Annotated in this window: 7 protein-coding genes; 2 read left to right on the plus strand and 5 right to left on the minus strand. The window is 63.8% G+C overall.

Annotated elements, in window-relative coordinates:
- The first annotated feature begins 166 nt into the window (after positions 1-166).
- Positions 167-1,927, plus strand: coding sequence for a substrate-binding domain-containing protein (locus KP010_RS01525; RefSeq protein WP_216280308.1), 1,761 nt, complete (start codon positions 167-169; stop codon positions 1,925-1,927).
- Between the two features lie 508 nt (positions 1,928-2,435).
- Positions 2,436-4,214 carry a substrate-binding domain-containing protein gene (locus tag KP010_RS01530; protein ID WP_216280309.1) on the plus strand — a complete coding sequence of 593 codons (1,779 nt, stop codon included), beginning with the start codon at positions 2,436-2,438 and terminating at the stop codon, positions 4,212-4,214.
- A 255-nt stretch (positions 4,215-4,469) separates the two neighbouring features.
- Here KP010_RS01530 and KP010_RS01535 read toward each other — a convergent pair whose 3' ends face one another.
- The 5 genes from KP010_RS01535 to KP010_RS01555 all read right to left on the minus strand — a co-directional run bounded on the left by KP010_RS01535 (position 4,470) and on the right by KP010_RS01555 (position 23,814).
- Positions 4,470-6,557: a glycosyltransferase gene (locus tag KP010_RS01535; RefSeq protein ID WP_216280310.1), complete on the minus strand. Its 2,088-nt coding sequence runs from the start codon at positions 6,555-6,557 to the stop codon at positions 4,470-4,472.
- An 18-nt stretch (positions 6,558-6,575) separates the two neighbouring features.
- Complete coding sequence (locus KP010_RS01540; RefSeq protein WP_216280311.1) at positions 6,576-8,855, minus strand: glycosyltransferase; 2,280 nt, start codon at positions 8,853-8,855, stop codon at positions 6,576-6,578.
- A 545-nt stretch (positions 8,856-9,400) separates the two neighbouring features.
- Complete coding sequence (locus KP010_RS01545) at positions 9,401-10,540, minus strand: DegT/DnrJ/EryC1/StrS family aminotransferase (protein WP_216280312.1); 1,140 nt, start codon at positions 10,538-10,540, stop codon at positions 9,401-9,403.
- A 6-nt stretch (positions 10,541-10,546) separates the two neighbouring features.
- Positions 10,547-11,227: an acetyltransferase gene (locus tag KP010_RS01550; RefSeq protein ID WP_216280313.1), complete on the minus strand. Its 681-nt coding sequence runs from the start codon at positions 11,225-11,227 to the stop codon at positions 10,547-10,549.
- A 74-nt stretch (positions 11,228-11,301) separates the two neighbouring features.
- Positions 11,302-23,814 carry a filamentous haemagglutinin family protein gene (locus KP010_RS01555; protein WP_216280314.1) on the minus strand — a complete coding sequence of 4,171 codons (12,513 nt, stop codon included), beginning with the start codon at positions 23,812-23,814 and terminating at the stop codon, positions 11,302-11,304.
- Positions 23,815-23,922: the final 108 nt, after the last annotated feature.

The following is a 23,922-nucleotide window of genomic DNA, read 5'->3' on the forward strand; positions in this document are numbered from 1 at the left end:
CGCGGGAACGCGGGGATCATACGGAAGCATTTTCTGCGTCTCTATTCACGATTCTGTCGATTGATTGCAACGAGAACGTCATTTTCGGCCAGGGATCCGCCGGTCTCCGTCGCGGAGGCCGGCCCTTTCGCGCAGCCCCGCACGATGATTTCGTCAGGAGAAGCACATGTCTGCTCTTTCTTTCAGAAGCGCTCTGCGCAACGGGAGTTCCATTCTCGCGCTTTCGACCATCGCCATGATCGGCGCCCCGGCGGTCCAGGCCACCGACGGCATCTTCGGCGGCGGCAGCACGCTCGCCTCGCTGGCGGCACGCGATCTCAGCGCCCACTACTTCACCTCCTCGAATGTCCTGCTGCTCTACGCCGCCATCGGCAGCGGCTCGGGCCAGCGCATCTTCATCTCCAACGATCCGGCGCAGGGCTTCCTCGGATACAGTTTGGATCCGGCTACCCCTCCCGATTATCTCTTCCCGTTCCTCGGCTTTTCGACCTATCCCTATCCGCGCGTCGATTTCGGCACGAGCGACGCGCCGCTGCCCGCGAACTTCGCGACCGGCTACACCACCACGACCTACATCTGGGACCAATTCAACCACACGAGGACGGCCGCCGGCTCGGTGAGCTATCCCACGGCGAGCTATGGTCAGCCGATCCAGCTGCCGCTGTTCGAGACGCCGGTCGCTATCGCCGTCAATCTGCCGGAGGTCGATCAGAACACGGGCACGACGGTGGTCGACGGCGTCACCTGGACGATCAAGTCGCAGTTCCCCGCCAACCCTGCCCCGTATGGCGGCCGCATCCAGCTCTCGACCGCGCAGATCTGCGCGATCTTCTCCGGCCTCGTGACGGATTGGAACGACTCGACCACCACCATTCCGACGCTCCTGAGCGATGGAACGAACAGCACGGAAGGCTTCGCGGACGCCAACACCTGGCGCGCCGGCAGCACGGCCGGCACGCCCGGTACCGGCGGCGGCACGCCCTACGCCGGCTCCAGCACGCCGATCACCATCGTCTATCGGCCGGATGGCAGCGGCACGAGCTTCATCTTCACCAATTATCTGAAGACGGTCTGCCCGCTGCTCGACCCGAGCAACACTTACGGCTATCACTCGATCTTCGCGACCAGCGTCCTGCCCAACAACAGCTTCACGCGGCTCATCAACAAGGTCACGGCCTTTGGCCGCACCCTCAACACCACCAGCGCCGAAGGCAGCGGCGCGGTCGCGGCGGCGATCGGCAACAGCACGACGAATTACGGCTATATCGGCTATCTGAGCGCCGGATTCGTCCAGCCCAACAATCCGGCCACGACGGCCCCCTACGCCGCCAATGTGCAGAACGACTATCTGCGCGCCAATGCCGTCTATCACCCCGGCCAAACGCCCACCGGGACGACGGTTCCGGCCGACTTCGCCACGCCGTCGCCGCTTGGCGCCGAAGCGGCTTGGACGGCTCTCTCCGTGCCTACCACCGCGGACTTCAACGAGTGGAACGTCTATGCTCAGGCTTGGCCGGCCACGACCTATCTGCCGGGCACCGTCTCGCCGAATTTGGTCGACATCACCGGTCGCTCCAAGCTCCCGCTGGCGCCGTATGACGGCGCTTACCCGCTCACCGGGACGAGCTATATTTATGTCTATAGCTGCTATGGCGCCGGCCGCGACAGCGTCGCCGCCGCGACCCGCGTCACCAACCTCAAGGACTATCTGAGGTGGCATTACAACCTGACGTCGCCCGCCGGCAACGCCGACGATGTCATCATCGTCAACGGCTTCGGGCCTCTGCCGCGGTGGGGGTGGGGGAGTGACTGGGTCGGAGCGATCAACAGCTTTTATCTCGACTCGGCGAGCTCGACGGCGATCGCCGCCTATGGCGCGAGCCCGGCCAACGGCTGCTCGAGTGTGACCGGAACCGGCGCCCAGTAAAATCTTTCGATCTCGATCGAACCGCCGGGCGCGCCGAAAGGCGCGCTCGGTCTTTTTTCGCCGCGTTCGACAGGAGCAGAGGTCCGCCTCTTCGCTCAGGCGAAAATTTGTGAGGGAAGCGGCCCGCCGCTCACGCGCGCCCATGCGCCGCCGGCCGAAAAAGCGTCGAGTTTCGGCGGCTTCGCGGACCTTCCCGAAACATCGATCACGTGATCGGCGAAATATAAAGAGCCGACGCGCCGACAGCGACTCTTTTTTTGAAAACAATCGCCGAATTATTTGCTTCGCGATCGGTCGAATTTCGCCGTCTATGGAGTGTAAGGCGGCGAGATGGCGACACATGACGAGGATATAGGTCGAGCGTACTAAGTATCTACTTCACCTATATTCATGTCTCTGTCGGATAACTGTAACCAAAACGTCATTTTCGAGCAGGAATCGGGCGGCCTCCGTCGAGGAAGCCGACTCTTTCGCGCGGCCCTACGCGATGATCCATCAGGAGAAGCACATGTCTGCTCATTCTTTCAAAAAAGCTCTGCGTAACGGGAGCTCCGCGCTCGCGCTTTCGACCATCGCCCTGATCGGCGCCCCGGCGGCCCAGGCCAGCGACGGCATCTACGGCGGCGGCAGCACGCTCGCCTCTCTGGCCGAGCGTGCGCTCAGCGCCAATTTCTACGTCTACAACTCCTCGAATATCCTGCTGCTCTACGCCGCCATCGGCAGCGGCTCGGGCCAGCGCATCTTCATCTCCAACAACCCGGCGCAGGGCTTCCTCGGAACCGGTCAGGATCCGGCGACCCCTCCCGATTATCTCTTCCCGAGCCTCGGCTTCTCGACCTATCCCTATCCGCGCATCGACTTCGGCGCGAGCGACTCGCCGCTGCCCGCGAACTTCGTGAGCACCCCGGGCACCTACACCGCCATCTACACCACGACCCTCTACAACTGGGACCAGATCAACCACACGACGTTGGCTACTGGCTCCACGAGCTTCCCGACGGCGAGCTATGGTCAGCCGATCCAGCTTCCGCTGTTCGAGGCGCCGGTCGCCGTCGCCGTCAATCTGCCGGCAGTCGATCAGAACACCGGCGCCACGGTGGCCGGCGGCACCACCTGGACGATCAAGTCGCAGATTCCCGGCAATGTGTACGGCGGCCGCATCCAGCTCTCGTCCGCGCAGATCTGCGCGATCTTCTCCGGCCTCGTGACGGATTGGAACTCGACCGCCAGCATCGCCTATCTCAAGGCCGACGGCACGATCGGTCATGAAAGCTTTGCGGCCGCCAACACCTGGCGCGCGGGCAGCACGGCCGGTACGCCCGGTACCGGCGGCGGCACGCCCTACGCCAGCGTCAGCACGCCGATCAACATCGTCTATCGGTCGGACGGCAGCGGCACGAGCTTCATCTTCACCAACTATCTGAAGGCGGTCTGCCCGCTGCTCGATGACGGCACGAATGGCTATCAGACGATCTTCTCGACGACCGTCCTGCCCAACAACAACTTCACGCAGCTCATCAACAAGGTCACGGCCTTTGGCCGCACGCTCCATACCGTCAGCGCCGCCGGCAGCGACGCTGTCGCGGCGGCGGTCGGCAACAGCTCGGCGAATTACGGCTATATCGGCTATCTGAGCGCCGATTTCGTCCTGCCCAATAATCCGGTCACGTCGACGGCGCCCTACGCCGCCAATGTGCAGAACGACTATCTGCGCGCCAATGCCGTCTATCACCCCGGCCAAACGCCCACCGGGACGACGGTTCCGGCCGACTTCGCCACGCCGTCGCCGCTTGGCGCCGAAGCGGCTTGGACGGCTCTCTCCGTGCCTACCACCGCGGACTTCAACGAGTGGAACGTCTATGCTCAGGCTTGGCCGGCCACGACCTATCTGCCGGGCAGCGGAACTTCGGTCGCCATCACCGGTCTCTCCAAGCTCCCGCTGGCGCCCGCCGACGGCGCTTATCCGCTCACCGGCACGGCCTATGGCTTTTTCTATAGCTGCTATGGCGCCGGCCGCGACAGCGTCGCCGCCGCGACCCGCGCCTCGGATGTCGTGAGCTATCTGAAGTGGCATTACAAGCTGTCGTCCCCGGCCGGCAACGCCGAGGATGTCATCGTCGTCAACGGCTTCGGGCCTCTGCCGTCGGCGTCGACGGACCCGTTCCACGACTGGACCGGGGCGATCAACAGCATTTATCTCGACTCGGCCAGCTCGACGGCGATCGCCGCCTATGGCGCGAGCCCGGCCAACGGCTGCTCGAGCGTGACCGGAACCGGCGCCCAGTAAAATCTTTCGATCTCGATCGAACCGCCGGGCGCGCCGAAAGGCGCGCCCGGTTGCCGCCTGAAGCCGTCGATATTTCTGAACATGCGAATAACATTTTCGTCATCCGGGCGAGCCGATGCGGCCCTCGGGCGCGTCGACCGCCGGGACTCGACACGCCGTAGAGAAGCCGCTACGCGAAAAACAATTTCGGTCCATCGCCGATTATTGCTCGGGAGAGCGCGCGAGGACGACGAGCTTGCTCGACCGATATTCCGGCTAGACCGCCGAGCCGACGGCATTCTCGGGGACGGGCGCGTCCGCGAGGGCGCCAGTTCCGAATTCGACGCGCGCCAAAGCGCGGCTGGTCAGTCTCGCATCGGGATCTTTATAGAGATACTCTTCGGAGGATGACAATTCGAGGATCATGTCTTTGCCGCCGAGGCGCCGAGATGCGAGAGCCGCAGACCAATTTCTGAACCCGACGACATCGGGAACTCTCCCCAAAATTCTTCTGTATCCTTCGTTTATCAGCTGCTTGCCCTGCATGGCGAGCAGTGGCGCGAGATAATCGTCACGCTCGATATCCTGGAGCAGGAAGCTCCAGAGAACATCCGGGTCACAAGGCTTATTGCGAAGCGACTGGAACGCCTCCGACGACACCTCGGCCATAATCGCTTCTACCTTCGATACCTCGGGGCGGAGGATGCGCGCCATGTCCGCCTCCTCCGGAAGGCGATTGAAGAGCTCCAGGCAAAGGCGCTGCGCGAACGTGTCCCCACTGGGGGCGGAATAGACCGACATAAGCAATTCGTGAACGCGTTCGTCGGGAGGCGCGACCCGATCGGGAAGCGTGGGAAAGTCCGCCGCGATTTCCGAACGCAGGATCGCATCGATGATCGGAAATGGAGCGCGTGGCCCCGAACCGAGCATGATGGCGATCGACAATGCGATTGTCGCGCGATCGCAATTCGGTTCGTCGAGCGTCCCCTTGATACGATCATAGTCGATCAGCGTCGGCTCCCTTCCGACCACGGCCTCGAACAGCATGGCGGATGCCCATTCCATGGGCGCGTTCTTGGCCTCGGACGCGAATTTCAGCCGCTTCACGCGAGCCCAGAAGTCGCTCGCTTCTTCGGCCGTGCCGATGATCTCGTCGATCCATCCAGCCATATCGCGCGCGCATGTCGACCAGAGCGGCAAAGCGCATCGGCTCGCGCCATCCCGCAAGCGTGCGGCCTCCGCCTGGTCGAGGAGCCGCTCCACCGCGGATGCGATCGCTTCCGGGCTCCGCGAATCCAGACGAATCTGCCCTTCCGGACCGACGAACCGCAAAGAGGGAATGTCCGCCGAAACGATCACGGGAACACCCAGATTGAGGCATTCCAGCGGAGCGAGACCGAAACCCTCGACAGCCGACAGGCATATGCCGGCCGTTGCATCGGCGATCGCCGTCGCAACTTCGCTGTCGGTCATCCCCTCGCGCCATTCGAGCCAGCTCGCGCGACTCAAAATGCGCTCCATCGTCGCTTGCTGATCCGGCGCGAGCGTTCTCCGTCTCCCGATCAGCAGAACCTTGAACGCTTTGCCTTCCGATGCGAGACGATCGAGCGCGACCAGGGTTTCGACCGGGGTCTTGCGCGGCTCGACGCTGCCGAGAATGACGAAGGTCGGCTCCGCGGGAGCCGGACGCGACTGCCGCCGGCCGAATGCATCCGCGCCGAGCGGAAACAATCGGATGTCGTCGTCCGGTTTCCGTCTGCGCGCGCGACGCAGCTCCGCCACGGTCGCATGGGAGATGCCGGCGATATTCTCGGCGCGCCGGATGATGTGGAGATAGCCGAGCAATGCGCCGGCGTCGGCCCAGTCGAGGGCCGGAAAATACTCGGGGCGCAGGAATGGAAGGAGATCATAGCCGAGAAGGAAAAATTTCGACTGATTGCTTTCGATGAGATCGCCAAAGGTCGGCACGCGATGATCGAAAAAAATCTCCGCGGCCAGCACGGCTCGACAGGCCTCCAACGCGTCCCCCGTGGGCAATAGAACGCCTTGCGTGGCGACATAAATTTCGAGGCGCGCCACCGCCTCCGCGCTGACATGCGCCTCTCCGCCTTTCTCCACCGCTCGTTTGACCTGCGAAGACGGCTTGTCGAAAAACAGCGCCATCTCTTCGAGTGTGTAATGAGGAAGGACACGGACCCTGCCGTCGGGATGGAAGATCACCGGGGTCAATCCCCGGTCGGGCCAATTTCGGAACAATTCATAGACCGTTCGCTGGACGCCGGTTCGCATCGGGTCCGCGAAAAAGCCGGTCAGGTCGAAGAGCACGGCGCCTTCGAGAAGATAGTTGGTGATCCGAGCGTCCACGATTTTTTCCTATCCGGTCTAGACGTCCAAAACGGAGGCGACATAGTCGCGCCAACTGCGGCCCTCCTGGGCTTTCACGCGAGCCTCATGGTCCCGAACCGAGATGTCGACCTCGTCCATGAGCTCGAGAATCGTGAGCGCGATCGATAGCGGGCTCAAGCGATCCGAGACGCGTCTGACGTAATGTGGCGCCCGATGAGCGTCGACGAGCGCGTCATTGGCGATCGTCCAGACGCCCGTGGCGATGCATTCCGTGAGCGCGCCCGACGGTTGACCGAATCCCACGCGCCGAAACTGTATTCCCAAGTCGGCCGCCAGAAGAAAATCGGTATAGACATCCTGCTTTACCGCTCCATGGAAGGACACCAAATCCGTCATCCCCAACGGCCCGATGAACAATTCCTTCATGCGCGCTTCCAGATTCGGGTCGCACGCGCCCACGAAATGCAGCTTCGCCTTGCAACCATAAGCTCGAAGCTGATTCAGAAGCAGCAGAATTTCATAACATCCCTTGCTCGCGTCCACCGAACCGAAGGAGCAGATATCGAGCGCGTTGGAATTGAATCCGACATTGTTCCTGGCCGCGGCCATGCGTCGGGGCGTGAAAAGAGCCTCCTCGAAGCCGATATGCAGGGGAATAGGCTGGAGAATAGCCTCCTTGCCGTAAAACTGCCGAATGGCCTGCTGCTGCGTCGGCGTAAATACGAATAGCCGACTGCTCGCTTCGACGACCTCGTCCAGCATCGGCGTCGGCAGTTTTCGGCGATCTTTCTCCCATGCGCTCACCTCTTCCTGGCCGACTTGTCGACCCAGCGCCGCTCCGGCCATCTTGGCGGTCCGCTCGATTCCTCGCACGTTCAAGTAATATTCGAACAGCCGAGAATCGTGCAGAATGACCTCGCCTCCGCGCTCGAGAAGCATGTCGTGGACAAAGGTGTGGTACAATGCGTTTCCGATCACATAGAAGATGCGATCATAATCCGAGAAGATAATGTCGTCCGGCCGGATGACTCTCGGATGCCTCACGCCCATGGCTCGCCGGGGAGCCTTCAGCGTGGCGACGGTGACGTCCGCCCGCTCCAGAAACGCCGGCATACCTTCGGCATGAAGCTGACCGACGCCCGTGGCCTCCGGCGGATATGGCGTCACGAAAAGAATATTCGGACGGTCGCCACGTCGCCGAGCGGAGACCTCCGTTCGAGGGCCGACGTCGGCCGACGAAGGAGCGCTGCGACGGAAAGACAATATCTGCGGCCAGACGCGATCTCCGATCGCCTCGGACCGAAACCGGTCCGCCGCGCCCTTCTGAAGCGCTGTGGCTTTTGCGCGCCAAGCGGCATCATTCGCGCTGGACGTCATGAGCTCGGCGAGCTCGTCCGCGGATTTCGGGTCGAACAGGGGAAATTCGACGAGTTCTCGGTGAGCTTCGCATGAAGAAGCGATCACAATTCCGCCGGAAGCGATCGCCTCGACGATCGGCATAGAAAAGCCTTCGATGAATGAAGGGACGATGGTCGCGACCGCGCGACGGTACCCCTCGGCTAGCGTGTCGTCGCTGACATGCGGAAGGAAATGCACCCGGGACCAGTCCACGGCCTCTATCGGACCGACCGAGGAGCGCACACGCGCCTGCGCCGCCCAATCATAGCCCCCTACGATGATCAGATGCGCGCCGCCGAAAGTCGACGCGCCTCGTCCGAACGCCTTGATCGCCGTTTCCACGTTTTTGCGCGGATTGTCGCCGGCCGCCACGAGAAAGAAGCGGTCAGGGAATTCATATTGCGAAACCTCACGCCTCTCCGATGCGAAAAAATCGTCTTTGACGACAATGCCCGTCACGATCGAGGCGATCGAGCTGGACACGAGCGCCTTTTGTCGATTTTCGGAGGTTTGCGAATTCGGAAGGAGAAGATCGTACGAGCGCAGCTCGAGCGTGTTCCGCAGCAATGAGCGAGCGAGCGAGTCCGAGCGGATGAGGCCTGGGAAATCATGGGCGATGAAATCATGGACGATGCCGACGCGAATCACATGCGAGCCCGGCGGGACTCTCCATCTCTCGCCATTATTCAGCGGCGCGCCGTTGAATAAAATGGCGTTGTCGACGGGAACGAACCGGTCCGTCACTTCATCGAAGATCGCGACATCCGACAGCGACAATATCGGCTCGGCCGGATCCACGAGCGCGACCAATTTGGTCGCGCTGCGCAAATCCGAGGGGATCGCCTTCAACAAGCCCCGAAAGTGACGCCCGATTCCTCGATTTCTATAATCGGCCTGCTGCAGACAACGCGCATCCACATAGACTGTTCGTTCACCATGCATTTTCAAGCAGACCTTTCGCTGAGGCTCGAACGCGAGGAGCGTCGACGAATAGCAATGTAATGGCGTCGATAGCCGTCGCCGTATGAGACGCGCCGTAGAGGGCGGTCCGATGTCGCGCGATCGTGATGGGACACTGTCATCGGATGTCGCTCACGAGGCTGATGTCCCTCTTCACGGCAAATCCACCGGTCGCGGCATAGCGCCGGAATTGGTAGCCGAAGTGTATTGAAGGAAGTTCGATTTCTCTCGTGCGCGCAACACGGTGTCCTCAGGCCGAAGCAGACGTCGCATATCGCGATGACGCCTTCGGCTCCTTCTTGCGGCTCTATTGTGAAACCGATGCGACGAGGCTGGCGGAACGCGGGATATCGGGCCCGAAAAAGGTCATGCCGGCGGCGCCTCGAGGCATGACGACTCGGCCGCCGTCCTCCCGGCTTTCCACCAGTGAACGCGCGTCTGACGGCATGGAGCCATAGATTGTCCGTCGGCGAGGTTTCCGAACATGTTTCCGACGCCCGCAATCACGGCCGCACATGCAGTAATTGGCGCTCCGGCGTCAATGCACGACGCAAGACATCGCAAATGCGCGCCACATCCGCTCGGGTCAACCTCTCGTGAGTGGGAAGGCTCAGGCCCGTTTCCGCGCAATCGGCCGCGTTTCGCAGATCATGCCCGGACTGCCGGTACGGCGGCAGGACATGCATGGGATAAAATACCGGTCGCGTCTCTATTCCGTGAGCGTCGAGCGCCGCCAGGACTTGGTCACGAGAGAGCGCCGCATCCGGCGCCATCTTGATCGTGTACATCCAAAACGAGTGTTCCGCCCAAGGCTCGACATAGGGACGGATGACGTCGACATCGGCGAGCGCTTCGTCGTACCACGCCGAGAGCCGCCTTCTGAATGCGAGCGCCCGATCGACGCGCTCCAGCTGCGCCAGGCCGATAGCGGCGGCAATATTGGTCATGCGATAATTATAGCCGATCACTGGAAACCAATATCGCCGCTCCGGATCCATGCCCTGACCTCTGAGCAGACGAAGTCTGCTCGCCAATTCATCATCGTCCGTCACGACCGCTCCGCCCTCGCCGGTCGTGACGATCTTATTTCCAAAAAAGCTGAAAGTCGCGCACTTGCCGAAGCTCCCGACCGGACGCCCCTTGTATTTCGCGCCATGGGCTTCCGCCGCATCCTCCACGATAAAGAGGCCGTGCGCATCGGCGATCTTTTGAATTTCATCCATGTCGCAGGGCTGACCGAACAGATGAACGACGATGATGCCCTTGGTTCGAGGAGTGATTTTGGCCTCGATCGCGGCGGGGTCGATGTTGAAGGTGCGAGGCTCGCAGTCGACGAAAACAGGATCGGCGTTGCAGTAGCGGACGCAATTGGCCGTGGCGATATAAGTCAAATCGGGGACGATGATTTCGTCACCCGCGCCGACGCCCAGCGAAACGAGGGCCAGATGCAAGGCGGTGGTTCCATTGTTGCAAGCGATCGCGTGCTCGACGCCGCAAAGCTCCGCGAACCGGCGCTCGAACGCGTCGATGAACTTTCCATGCGAGGAAATCCAAGTCGATTCCAGGCACTCCCGCACATACTGCATCTCGTTTCCGTCCAGCACAGGGCTGGCGATCGGAATTCGTTTGTGGAAATAGGACATGCGGACTCACCTTTCACTCGACGGCTTTTTGCTTCGCGGCTTTGCCGGCACGCCTACGGCCTCGATCCCCGGCGGCAGATCTCTCACGACGACGCCGCCCGCGCCGACCACGGCGTGATCTCCGATTTTGACGTTCGGCTTGACGACGGCGCCGACGCCGAGAAAAACGCCCTCGCCCAACTGGACACAGCCCGCGAGGGCCGTCCTCGGCGCCACATGCACGCCCGCGCCGAGCACGCAATCATGATCGATCGACGCCAGAGTGTTGACGATGGCGAAGTCTCCTATGCTGGCTTCCGCGTTGATAACGGCTCCAGCCATGACGACGACTCCTCTCCCGATCCGGGCGGACGGCGATATCGTCGCCGCGGGATGTATGACGCTCGGCAGAACGAAACCCTTTTGCAGGAGAGCCGCGCCGATCCTCATTCTGAGACGGCCGTCGCCCAGAGCGACAAAAATATGGCGCACGCCGTCGGCGCGCATCACGTCCAGCTGATCATCGCCGCCGATGATTTCGACGCCGAGCACTCTGGCGCCGCCGGCATTGGGATCGGTGCAGCCGACAGGCTCGAAAAGTCCCTGCGCCCGGATCGCTTCGATGACAACTTTCGCATGACCGCCCGCCCCGATCACGATCAGCGGAGCCGGTCCGGATGCCGAGCGTTCTGTCACAATACGACCCATCGATTTCCGCCTGACTGAATTCTCGATGCGGCGATATCGGCGACGGCCTCGCTTCGACACATCGCGAGACCGCCTTATTCGCTCTCCGGCGCGCGATCGGAGCCCCCATATCCCAACACTTCGACTGTGATGATCGAAGGCGCGTCGGAGCCTCCGGCGCCGGCTTGCGGCGTGTCCACCGCCTTGGCCGCCGCGCCCGCCTGGCTGGAGGCCGAGGTCAGCGCGCCGACATTCGGCCCGGTCGTCACTGTCGCCAAGCCGGAAACGGTTCCGCCGGCCTGAACATTGTAGGCGTTGGTGACGCGCTGCGCGACGATGGTGAGATTGCCCGCGGCCCGCACGCCGGCCGCGCCCAAATCCACCGTGCCATGCGGCGCCGAGAGGAAAGCGTTGGAGAGGCTCGGGTCCTGCGTCGGCAGCGTGACGATCGCGCCAATGCCCGCGCCCGTCACGAGACCCTGCGGATTGACCGCGCAATAGCCGCTCAAATACAGGCACACTTGGCTCAGCGCCGGATTGGAGACATAGGTCTTCGGCCCGGAGCCCGCATTTATGTCGCCATTGCCGCTGAATATCTCCACATTGCCGCCCTGCTGCGTCATGATGCGGCTCTGATTCACCAGCACCGACTGATCCGTGTAGATGCGGATCGCGCCGCCGCGCAGCGTCAATAAGCCTTCCTGATTCGGCTTCAGCGTGTCGCGTCCGGCCGAGCCGACGCGAATGCCGCCATTGGGCCCGATAATATTGATGTCGCCGCCCATTTGCGTCTCGACCAGCGAGAAGGGCATGACGAGCTGTCCGATCGCCGCGCGATCGGCGCCGCCGCTGCCGTCATTCGCATAGCCGAGGCTCTTGGGGAACAGCGTCCCGATCGCCTCATAGGCGCGCCCATATTTCAGATAATAGGAGCTCGACGCATTGCGATAATCCGTCGCCACCTGCGTGAGGAATTGCAGAAAGGCCTTGTCGACCAGGAGATGCTGATGCGTCGCGTCGAGCGTCTGGAACGTCGTCCAGGCCTCTTCACGCGACTGGCCGAGGCTGGCCGCGATGAAGGAGAGGAAATCTATGCCGGTCGTCCCCGCCGCGGCGGGATCGACATAATGCGAAATCGCCGCGGCGTAATCGACGCCATTGGCGATTCCATAGAGCATGTATATGTCCGCGCCTTCCGCCGGCAGATAGCTCTTCAGCTTCACAAGCTCGCCATTCGACTCCTTGCCGCCGCCGGAGCCATTGCCGCCCGTGTTGACGCTGAAGGCGCCGCCCGTCACGCGGCCCAGCGGCTTGCGAATATTGCGGCCGGCCTCGATGAGCAGCGCGCCGGGGCCATAGAGATAATATTCGCCCGTAAGATCACGGCCGGCGACGACGCTGGTCACATCCGCATCGGTGAAATTGAGGCCGGTGAATTTGAACCCGCTGAGGGCGCCCAGATCGCTGCTGCCTATGTCGCGGCCGACGAGGATTTGCGCCGGCCGCTCGACGGTGAGGCTCCCATCGAGATTCACGCCCGCGCTGATCTGCACCGTCTCGCTGTTCGTCAGCTCCGACGGCGCGAGCGTGTAGAAGGAGTAGCCGAGCGGATTGATATATGAGGATTGGGTTGCGTCTGAGATGGAATTGACGATCCGCGTCGCCAGAGGAGCGCCCACGGTGAGGCTGTTGGCGATTTTGATCGAGCCCGCCGCCGCGAGCGACAGGCTCGCCGTGTCATGCCCGTTGCTGTCGGTCGGATAGGCGAGGATCGTCCGCACGCCGCCGGCGTCGACGTTGATATCACCCTGCAGCGCGGCGATGTCGAGGCGCGGCGGCAGCAAGGTGGACGCCAACCCGTTGCGGCCGGCCGTCACCGTCATCGCATTCACATCGCCGGCGAGGGTCGAGAGCGAGAGCCCCGCCTGCGCGCCATAGCTGGTGAAGGGACTGCCCCAAGTGTCGGTAGTGGCGGTTGTTCCCGGCAAATACGAGAAGATTCCATTACCGGTCATCAGGAACGGAATGTAGGCTCCTGTTCTTCCATACATCGCCGTCGCCGGGTCGAGCAGCGTCCCGAGCGTGAGATCGCCCTTGGCGGCGACGGAGACATAGCCCTCCTCGACCGCCAGCAGCAGCGGATAGGGGGCCGCATCCTTCGCGCTGGTGATCGGATTGTCGACAGTCTGCTTCACGGAGCCGCCGACCTCGATGCGGCCGGAGCCGCGCCCGACCAGAAAGGCGCTGGAATTGAGATCGCCGCCCGCCTGCACGAGCAGATTGCCGCCGCCGTAATAAATCGCGTGTGGCGGATCGGCGGCGGTGAAGCCGCCGGCGACGATGAGCGTCTCCGGAATGGAGGCGGCGACGTCGGTGATGTCGCCGCCCGCCCGCAGCGTGATATTGCCGCCGCCGAGCGCGCCGAAATTCTGGAAGAAGCTCGCATAATTGACCCAGGCCGAAGTCTGGCAGGCGGCGGAGCCGGCCACGGAGCAGCCGGAGAAAGGCGTGCTGTCGCCGTCCGACTTGCCGAGGTGAAAGAACCAGTCTGGCCACAATTCCTGGACCGTCGCGGCGGCGACGCCGATGATGGAGCCTCCGGCGGAGACGATGATCGACCCTCCGCCCGTTCCCCAGGCCGGCGTCGAGAGCAGCCCGTTCGGATTTGCGTTATAGCTGCTGGAGAGGATCGGCGCGGTGTAGTCGGCGGGCGTCGTCGCGGCGGCCCCGGCCGTGTAGACGGAGCCTTGAACGACCGGATCCGTGAATTGCACATTGCCCGCCGCCGCCAGAGTGATCGAGCCCGTGCCGGTGCGCACTATGGTCGGAATATAGACCGTCTTCGTTGGGGCGATCGGATCCGCATAGGAGGTGTGTCCGTCGATCACAATGCTCGCCGTCGGCGCCTTGGGATCGACGGCGCCGCTCCGCGCGACGGTCGCATTGGGATCGACCGAAGAGGCGCCGCCCGCGCCGAAATAAGCCCCGGCGACGAAATCATAGGACGAGCTGGCGCCGAAGCTCACAGGCATCAGCGTCGCCACGGAAGTGGTGTTGTAATTCGCGATCGTGACCGATGCGCCGATGTCGTTGGTCGTGACATTATTGGCGGGATTATTGGCGATGGCGTTGCCGGGTCCCGCCGCGGCGCTCCCCGCGAGGACGATCTCGGGCGTTTCCGCGATGGTCGGAAGATAGGGCATCGCCCCGAGCCACAGCGCCGTCTTGCCGACCGTGCTGATGTCGTTTCTGCCGTTGACGCCGCCCGGCTCGACCTTGTTCGCGGCGCCGGTGTAGTAAGCGGCCCAGTTATAATAGACGGCCGTTGTTACGTCTCCGGCATAATAGGTGTGATAGTCGGTCGAAAATTGCGCGGCGGTTTCGATCGCCCCGCCGGCGTAGACGCTGCCATAGGCCGGCGGGACAGGCGCGAGAATGGTCGAAGGATAGGTTCTCGGATCGACGCCGCTATTGGCCGGCGCCTGACTGTACAGGGCGTAATAGCTCGTGATATAGCCGCCCATTTTCGCCGCATAGGCCTGATAGGCGCTCGCATATGCGGCATAGCTCTGATAATGCGTCGGATTATTGTCGAAATTGGTCAGATTTTGCGTGACGCCGTTCACCGAGCTCGCCGGCGTCGTGAAAGTCTGCGTCGCTTGGTCCGGGACGCCGGCGACGCCCGTGACATAGCGCGAGCCCACATAATTGGCGTTATAGGCCGCCACATAGGCGGCATAAGACGAGTAATGCGTGGGATCATTGTCGAATGTTCCGGAGCCGGAAGCGTTGGTCGTGATATAGAGCGAGCTCGCGCCGCGGCCGATAGTGTTGATTTTGGCGAGCGCGGCGCCCGAATAATCATAGTAATAGAGCCCATACCAAGTGTTTTTTTCGAGCTGATTATAGGAGGACGGGAAAGAGGTGGGCGGCTCGGCGATCGACGTCATCCCGGGCATATAGTCCGATGTGCCGTAAGTGCTCCGCGAAGTGTAACTGCTCGCCGCCTCCGCGAGGGAGGGACCCCGGTCTTTCAGACCGCTCGCGACCGCGGCGGCGAAGAAGGGATCGCTCGTCTCGTAGAAGCCGTCGCTGATCGTCGCATTCACCTGGATATTGTTGACGGCGCGCAGCGTCAGCACGCCCGGCTCGCCGCCGTTGGTCGTGCGGTAGAAGAGATTGAAGGCGCTCGTCGCCGTATTATAGACGCCGGCGCCGAGGTTCCAATTGGAGGCGACGGTCACATTGCCGCCATTGACCCCGGCCGACGGATTGACGAGATTGATCTCCGGCCGCAGATGCAGCGAGCTCGCGGGCAGAGCGGCCGCCGGCTTGTCGCCGATCTGCAATTTGGCTCCCGCGAAATTGGCCGCCACCGCCGCCGCATTGCCGCTGAACGGATTCTGGACGAAATTCAGCAGCGTGTTCTGATAGAAGCCGACATGCGGCAAATAGGCGCCGCTGGCCGGCGACGCATAGGTCGAATTCGGATAGAGGCCGGATGTCGCCGTTATGATCCGCGCGCCCGATCCGTTGAAAAAGCCGGCCGGGTCGATGATCCCGTCGAAATGCCGCTGCATCTGCGCCTGCTGCGCCGCCGTCAGCGCATTATATTGCGCCGCGCTCGTGATCGCGCCGCAGCCGCCCGAAATCAGCGTGCAGGAATCGGTCGTGCTCCACACGGCGAAAGCGTCGAGCACGACGCCCTGGCCGCTGGCGTTTCCATTGGCGTCGGCATTGGTGACGAGCGTGCCCTTGAAGCTCACATTGACATTGTCGTTCGTCAGGATCGGCGCGCGCACCACGACCGCGCCGCCGGTATTGTCCACCCCTTCGCCGCCCGGGCCGCCTCTCACATCGAAGACCGCGCCGCTCTCCACGACGATCGCTCCCGAGCCGGACACATTCTGATAGCCATAGGTCGCGTTCACCGTTCCGTCGGTCGCGCCCGTCGTGCCGAGCGTGATCGTTCCGCCGCGCTGATTCAGCGCGCTCTCCCCATTGGCGTAGCCCGGATCATCCGCCGACGCCGCGACATAATGCGTGTCGAGCCGCGCGCTCGAGCGAATGATGACGCCGGTGGCGCCGGGATCGGCCGCGGCCGTCGTATTCGTTCCCGCGCCATAGAGGGCGACGCCGCCGCTCGCCGGGCCGCTGGCGTCGATCGTTCCGCCGACGACGATGCTGCCTCGATTGGCGACGAGCAGCACTTCGAGCGAGTTCAACGTCACGCCTTCCGGCACGATGATGTCGCTCGGCTGATAGAGGGATACGCCGAAGCGGCGCGTGAAGCCGCCCCAGGGCAGATCGCCGACCAGCGTCCCCGTGCTCAGCACGAAGCTTCCGCCCGTGTCCTTATATTTGGCGGAGCCGTCGAGCGTTCCCTGCAGCGTCGTGGTTCCGGTATCGGCGGTCTTGATGGAGACCGAGCCCGCATAGCCGGGGCCCAGCGACCCGTCCGGATTTTTGGCGGCCGAGACATCGACCTTCGCGCCGCTCGCGATCGTTACATTTCCGGCCTGCGAGACGAGCTTCACCGCGCCGCCCGGAGCGTATTGCGTGCTGTAGCCGAGCACGATGCGCGAGCCGGCGGCGTTCACCTGCGCCCCGTCGGCGAGCGTCACATCGCCCTTCGTGGCGGTCAGCGACAGGCTTCCCGCCAGCGCCGTTATCGTGCCCGAATCGAGGATGCTCGCGGCCGTCAGCGACAAGGAGCCGCCGATCTCGGTCGCATCGACGGGGGCCGCCGCGCCGGTCGAGCGAATGGCCAGCGCGCCGCTCGTCGTCAGCGCCTGCGTGGAGCCCTTGGCGGCGATGACATTGGGCGAAGACAGCACGACATCGGCGACGCCGGCGCCATTGGCCGCCGTCAGCGCGCCGGAGCCGACGAAACGGATCGATTTGCCGGCCTGCAGCGTGATCGTCCCGACGCCGTTCGCCGTCATCGTTCCGGCGCTCTGCGTGATCGTCTCGCTTGCGATGAAGTTCAGCTTTCCGTCGCTTCCCGAAAGGCCGTTGGCCGTCGTCGAGGCGCTTTGCGTGTTGGTCAGCGTGATATTGGAGGCGTAGACGCTGGTCTCGCCGCCCTCGCTGTAGAAGCCGCCGCCGTCGAAGACGATCTGCGCGATCGGATGGGCGGCGTCGCCGATGGAGAGGCCGCCGGCGTCGTGGAAATCGAAGGCCGAGGCGCTGCGCAGGCGAAGGAGATCGGCGCCGGCGAAATTGGCGATATTCGCATCGGTCAGCGCGAGGCCGCCGGAGGCGCTGGCGCCGCCGAAATCGATCGCCTTGGCGGCGAGATCGAAAGCTTTGGCGATGAGCGTGGCGGCGCCGATGCGATTGACGCCGCTCGAATCGATGGTCAGCGCGGCGACCCCGTCGATCGTCACGCCTTTGGCGATGGCGGCGTCGACGAGCGTCGACGTTCCCGGCGCCGTTCCGATCAGGATCGAACCGTTCTGCGCCGTGGCGTTGCTGCGCGTGACGGAGACCATCGCGCCGGTCGAGACGCGCAGCAGCGATCCGTCGCCGGAGATTGTGATCGCCCGCTCGCCGCTGCTCGGCGCGGTTCCGACGGCGGAGATCGCGGCGCCGTCGTCGACGCGAACGCCGTCGCCGCCCGCCTTGGTCACGATGAGAAGCTGCGGAGCGCTCAGCGGATGCTCGGCGTCATTGGCGATCTCGACGTCGGTCGCGACGCCCGTCACCACGAGATTGCCCGAGGAATCGACGGTCGACGCGCCGCCGATCAGCAGAGTGGTCGCGCCGACATTGTCGAGCTGGTCGGCGTAGAGCTTCAGATATCCCGAGGACCCGGTCGGAACCGCCGAATCCTTGGCGCCGAGCACGAGAATCTTGGCGGCGCTGATCGCCAATTGGCCACCGACGCCGACGATATCCGGCGCGAGCGGGCTCGAGCCCGCCGCGAAGCCGAAGGAGCTGCCCGGATCGAGGGAGAGAGAATTGCGGGCGGCGAAGGTCAGGGCGCCGCCGTCGAGCGGCGAGGCGGGAATGGCCGTGCCGGCGGTGAGCGCGCGATCGCGGATGAAGCGCGCGCCCGATGTGATGTCGATCTGCGAATATTGCGACCAGGTCGATTGCGACTGCAATTGGAACAGCACGGTCTGCGAGGAGCGCGTCCCGCTGATGACATTGGCGAAATTGCCGGTCACATAGAGCGATCCGTCCATCGACGCATAGCTCTGCGTCGCCGCGCTCTTCACCGATGTGGAGGCGACGGTGACGCGATAGGCGCCGGGCAAGGTCGCATACATGCCGGGCATCAGCGTGTAATAGCCCGCCGCTATGCCATTGCCGCCGGGAATATAGATCGCCGATCCGGCCGCCGCATTCAGCAGGCTGGAGTTGAAGATCGTGCCTCCTTGTGTATAGGCGAAGGTCGGATCATAGGCGGCGACCTTGGCCGAGGAGGTCGGAACGAGGGCGTAGACGGCGGAGCCGGCGAGCACATTGCGGCTGCCGCCCACGCCGGCGACGAATTCGCTGGCGTAGAAGTCGCCGCCGCCCGCGAGATCGACCCTGGCTCCGGCCGATGTGGCGACATCGGCGCCGTTGAGCGTGATCGCCTCGGTCGGGCTCGAAGTGAGGCTGAAGCCGGTATAATCTCCACTTTTAATCGAATAGGACGTATTGCCGACGAACCACCTTTCGCCGTCGACTGTATAGCCGTAAGGGACGACCATTCCGGCGCCGGAGACGGAGGTGAGGCTCTCGGCGCCGAGGGTGACGCTCTGCGTCGTCGTCTTATTGCCGAGCGTGATCTGGCCGAAAGGCGCCCAGAGCGTGCCGTTCTGCACGATAGTCTTGGCGTCGACGATGATCGCCCCGCCGGCCGAGAGCGGCTGGCTGGCGACGCCGGTCTGCTCGATCGTGATCGCGCCGCCGGCCTTCAGCGTGAAGCTGGTTCCGCTCGTCGGATAGATTTCCGCCGCCTTCAGCGTCAAATCCCCGGCGACGCCGAGCGAGCCGGTGAAACTATTATTGCTCGACTGAGAGCTATTAAATCCCATCAGCCGGATCGCGTCGTCGCTGGCGAGCGTCACCGTACCGGCGTTACGGAAATTGACGGTCGCGCCTGTGTCGGCACCGCCGTAGCTCGGATTGCCGATATCGATCCATTGCGCCGAAATATTTATCGATCCATCGCTCGCTGTCGCAGCAGGCAGAGCAATTCCTGTTGAGATCTGACCGAGCTGCACATAGCCCGCGGCCAAATCCACCCTCGTGTGGCCGATCGAGGAGGCGCTGTTGGTCAATGGATCGCCGCCACTCGCTGGCAACAATGTGAGGTCGCCTCCGAGGATGAGCGATCCGCGCACCTGGATCGACTGCGATCCGACAAAGGCGACCGTGGTCAAAGCGTTCAGCTCGATCGTATCGAAGCCGCTGCCCGTCAGCGTGTCGACGCCGACGAAAGCGCCTCCCTGGAAGGGCGTATTCGACGCCAATGCGGCGCCGACGGCTCCCGCCGGCTCGACATAGATCGACCCGGGAGCGCCCAGAAAGCCGCTGCTCGCCGACAAGCCGCGACCGGAGAGAATGCTCGGCACATTCGCCGCCGGAATTCCGATCCGAAACAGGCCGCCATTCGCCAGTTCCGCGCCGCCATGCGCGCTGACCGAGCCGGCGAAATTGAGGGTGGAAATCTGGTTGACGCCGATCTGCAGGACGCCGCCGTCGCTCCAAATCTTCTGCGTGACGACGCTCGGCCCGAGCAGCCCCGCGCCGGAGGGAATCTCGACCTCCGCCGACGTCCCGTCGAGCAGGAAGCGCGAGCCTTTCTGCGCAGTGACCGAATAGCCGTAGAGCGTGATGGTCCCGGCGTCGAGCGCGCTGCCGGTCCGATAGGCGGTCTGCGTTGGATCGGGAACAAAGACGCCGCTCACATCCAGCACGGCGTCGGCGCCGATCGTGAGTTGCCGCGGCGCCACCGTCGTCAGAGCCCCGTTGGCGCCGCTCGTGCTGTTGCCCGTGTTGGCCAGAACGATATCGCCGCCGGGCGCGATGATCTCGCCGAGAACAGTGACAGGCCCGGCGGCCGTCAGCATCACCGTCGCCTGCTTGGACGCATTGGCTTCCGCGATGATGCGCGCGCCCGTGTCGAGCAGCGTGCCGGCCGTCGTGCTCGGCCCCGTTCCGCCGTAGACATAGCCATTTTCCTGCAGCGCGAAGCTCACCGGATTGCGCAAGCCGTCGGGCGCGAGGCCGACCGTCGCGACATTGCGCAGCGACGCGCCCGTCGGCAACGACAAGAGCGCTTCGTTCGACGCGAGATAATTCGCCTGTCGCAGCAGCACGGTCGTGCCGGCGGTCACTGTCGAGCTGCCATAGACGCTGGTCAGCGAATAATTCGAAAAACCATTGTCGGTGAAGAAGCTCGCCGGCAGGACGATCTCTCCCGACCGCTCGCCGGACGTATAGGATGTGATCGCGCTCGTCTGTCCGTCGATGGTGATCGTCGGCGCCTGCAATGTGAAGGTTCCGCCCGCGCCGAAGCCGTTGGAATAGATCGTCCCGTCCAAAACCACAGTCGCAGTATTCGGCTGATTGCCGGCCGTCGGCGCTCCGTAGTACGCCCCGTTTGAGTCTCCGTTGCTCCAGGCACCTGAGTAAGTGACCAAGGAAAGACTTCCGCCTTTGCCGATCGGCAGGCCATCTGAGCCGAGCTTCAATTTGCCATTGGAGCCGACATAGCCGCCGCTCGACACGTCGATGACGCTGCCGGGCGACAGAATTATGCTCTGAGTCTCGTCGACATTGTTCTTGCCGTGAATCGCAAGCTGAAAGGCCGCGGACAAGGTGGTGATGCTGACCGAGCCGGCGTTGACGAAGGCGGAGCCTTGCAATTGCTCGCCGACAGCCCCGGCGTCGTTGATCCAGAGCCCATGAACATCGAGAAGCGCATGTGATCCGATCACCAGATCCGGCGTGTTCAATTTCGGGCCCAGGTTGCTATCGTAGACATGGCCCGAGAGCGTGATCTTTCCGGCGGGCGCGATGATCGAGCCGTCGATCGACTCGACATTGGCGAGCGTGACCGAGCCGCCCGGCGCGACCTGCAGAACCGCGCCCGTGGCCATGTTCACGGTCGGTTGATTGGTCCCGGAGCCCTGGATCGTGACCGAGGCGAAGCCTGTCTCGGTCAGCCGATCGGTCAGAACCGGCATGACGGAGGGCGCGCGCCAGCTCGAGCCATAGCTGTAGGAGGCGAGGCCGTAAGGATCCTCGCCGGCGTCCGCGCTCGATTCGAGCAGATAGCTCGACACCGAGGCGTTCGCCGAGATGATCGTCAGCGAGGCGCCGGCCGGCAATTGCGCGAGCGAGGTCTGAACCGCCGTCCCGCCGCCCTGCGCATTGGCGCGCTGGCGCAGCCCCGTCACCGTCTCGCCGAGGGTCGTCCCCGCGAGGATCGGCGCCGATGCGATCGACAGTGAGCCGGCGCTGGCGCCGGCGATGTAGCTCGGTTCGTAAGGCGCCCTGCTCAGCAGCGGATTGACATAGGTCTCGGTGACGCCCCAGCGCCCATGATCGACCGTGAAGCCGCTCCCGGCCGTGACGCCGACATAGCGGATGCCATAATCGGCGCTCCCTATGTCGTAGAAACGGCCGTCCGCGCCGACGAGCCGCGTCGTGCTCACCGCCGAGCCCGTGTAGGTCACATAGCCGCCGGAGAGATCGACGATGGAGCCGGGCTTTTGAATGAAATTCGTCCCCGAGACGCTCACCGAGCCGCCGACCGTCAAGACCTCTTCGATCGACTTCGGGATCAGCTTGGCGTAGCCGGAGGCGTCCACGATCGGCGAGCCGATCCAGGCGAGGCCATCCGAGCGCGTGCCGGAGAGCCGCGTGTCGATCGTCACGCTCTTGCCGATGAGCGCGGCGGCGAGCGGCGAATCGGCGATCTCGTTCGGCGTGACGAGGATGGTCACGAGGAAATTGGAGATCGGGACGCGAACATCGGCGAGACCCGAGACGTCGATCGTCGCGCCGCTCTCGAGCAGCACATCGGCTCCAATCAGATTCACGGCGGCGCTCGGCGCCCGCAGCAGCGAGCCGGGCTGGAAGTCGACGCCGGTTCCGCCGGCGGTTCCGCCGGAGATCGTGATCTTCGGCTGTAGGCTGCTCGTGAAATAATCGGCCGTCGCCGTGCCCGTCGGAACCGCGCCGCTCTCTTCGTCCGGCAGAATGGCGGTGACGCTGTCCGGCCCGAAGACGACGTTGCCGTCGGTAGCCGCGAGATTGATCGAGCCGGTACGGTTCACGCTGGTGGTCGCCGCCAGCACGGCGAGTTGCTGGATTGTTCCGCCGATGGCCGTCACATTTCCGCTCGGCGCCGACAGCAGACCGTCGTTCGTCACCAAACCCACGTAGGACGTAGCAGGAGACTTGGTCGCGTCAGTATTGATGGTCCCCGTGGAAGTGCCGACCGTGATCGCGGTGTTCACGCCGGTCGCCGTCGAAAGCGGCTCCGCGAGCGACACAGTTCCCTGCGCGGCGAGGATGATCTGGCCGTTCTTCGTCGTGATCGAGCCGGAATTCGTTACTTTGGAGCCGAGCAGCGCCGCATAGCCGCCGTCACCCGTCGAATTCACCGATGTCTCGATGAACGCGCCCTTCTGAACGACGATCGCGCCGCTTCCCGTCGCTCCGGGGAGCTGGCCGTCGATCGTTCCCATGGCGAAGCCGGCGGCGTAGCCGGTCGTCGCCCCGGTGGTCGGCGGCGCGATCGTGAACAGCCCCATCCCCGCGTCGCTGCCGACAAAATTTTTATTCGCCGCGACCTCGTTCGGCGGCGCATAGGCGGCGATGTCGCCGAGCCCCTCGATATTCAGGGATATTTTATTGTAGGCGGCGACCGTGTTGAAGACGCTCGACGATGTCGTCCCGTCTATGTCGAGCGAGGAGGCGATCAGCGAGTGAACATTGATCTGCGCGCCGGCGCCGAAGATGATTCCGTTCGGATTGATGATGAGAACCGTGCCGTCGGCCTTGATCTGGCCGAGGATCTGGCTGGGCGTGCCCGTCGCGTCGATGCGGTTGAGCGCCACCCAGCTCGGATTGCCCTGCTGGTCGTAGACGACCGTCGTATCGGGCGACACATTGTAATAGGCCCAGGTCATCACCGCCTGCGCTGCGTTCTGCTTGATGGTGACGGTCGTCTTGCCATTGCTCGCCGATTGCGTCGGCAGATCGGCGTTGATCCAGAGCCCCGGCGTCGTTCCGACGCGCGGATCGACCACGAGACCCGGCAGCTTGCCGTTTCCGCCGACGCTGAGCCCGTCGGCTATGTTGGAAGTCGCCGCCGCGGCCGCCGCGCGCGCCGCCGCCTGCGCGGCTTGCATCGCTTGGATCGCCTGCGTCGCGCGCGTCAGAGTTCCCTGGCTCTGCCTGGCGATGGCGGCGGCCTGCTGCGCTTCGGCCGTCGCGGCGTCCGCCGCGACGGTCGGCGCCGCCGTCACTCCCGGGGGACCCCCGAGCGGCCGCGCCGCCGCGTCGTCGAGACCGTGCAGGACGAACAGCGAGAGGGTGATCGCGCTCGCTCCGGCCAGCAGGACGCGGCGCGAGAGCGGGCCCGAAAACGCCTTCATCGGGATCGCCGACTCTCTCGGGTCGCGGCGGGTTGCGGACGAGCCGCGGCGGGATCCACGGGACTCGGGAACGAAAACGCGAGCTTTCATGATGCCAAATGTCCTGCG

The organism is Methylosinus sp. KRF6, assembly GCF_018887255.1.
Classification (GTDB): Bacteria; Pseudomonadota; Alphaproteobacteria; order Rhizobiales; family Beijerinckiaceae; genus Methylosinus; species Methylosinus sporium.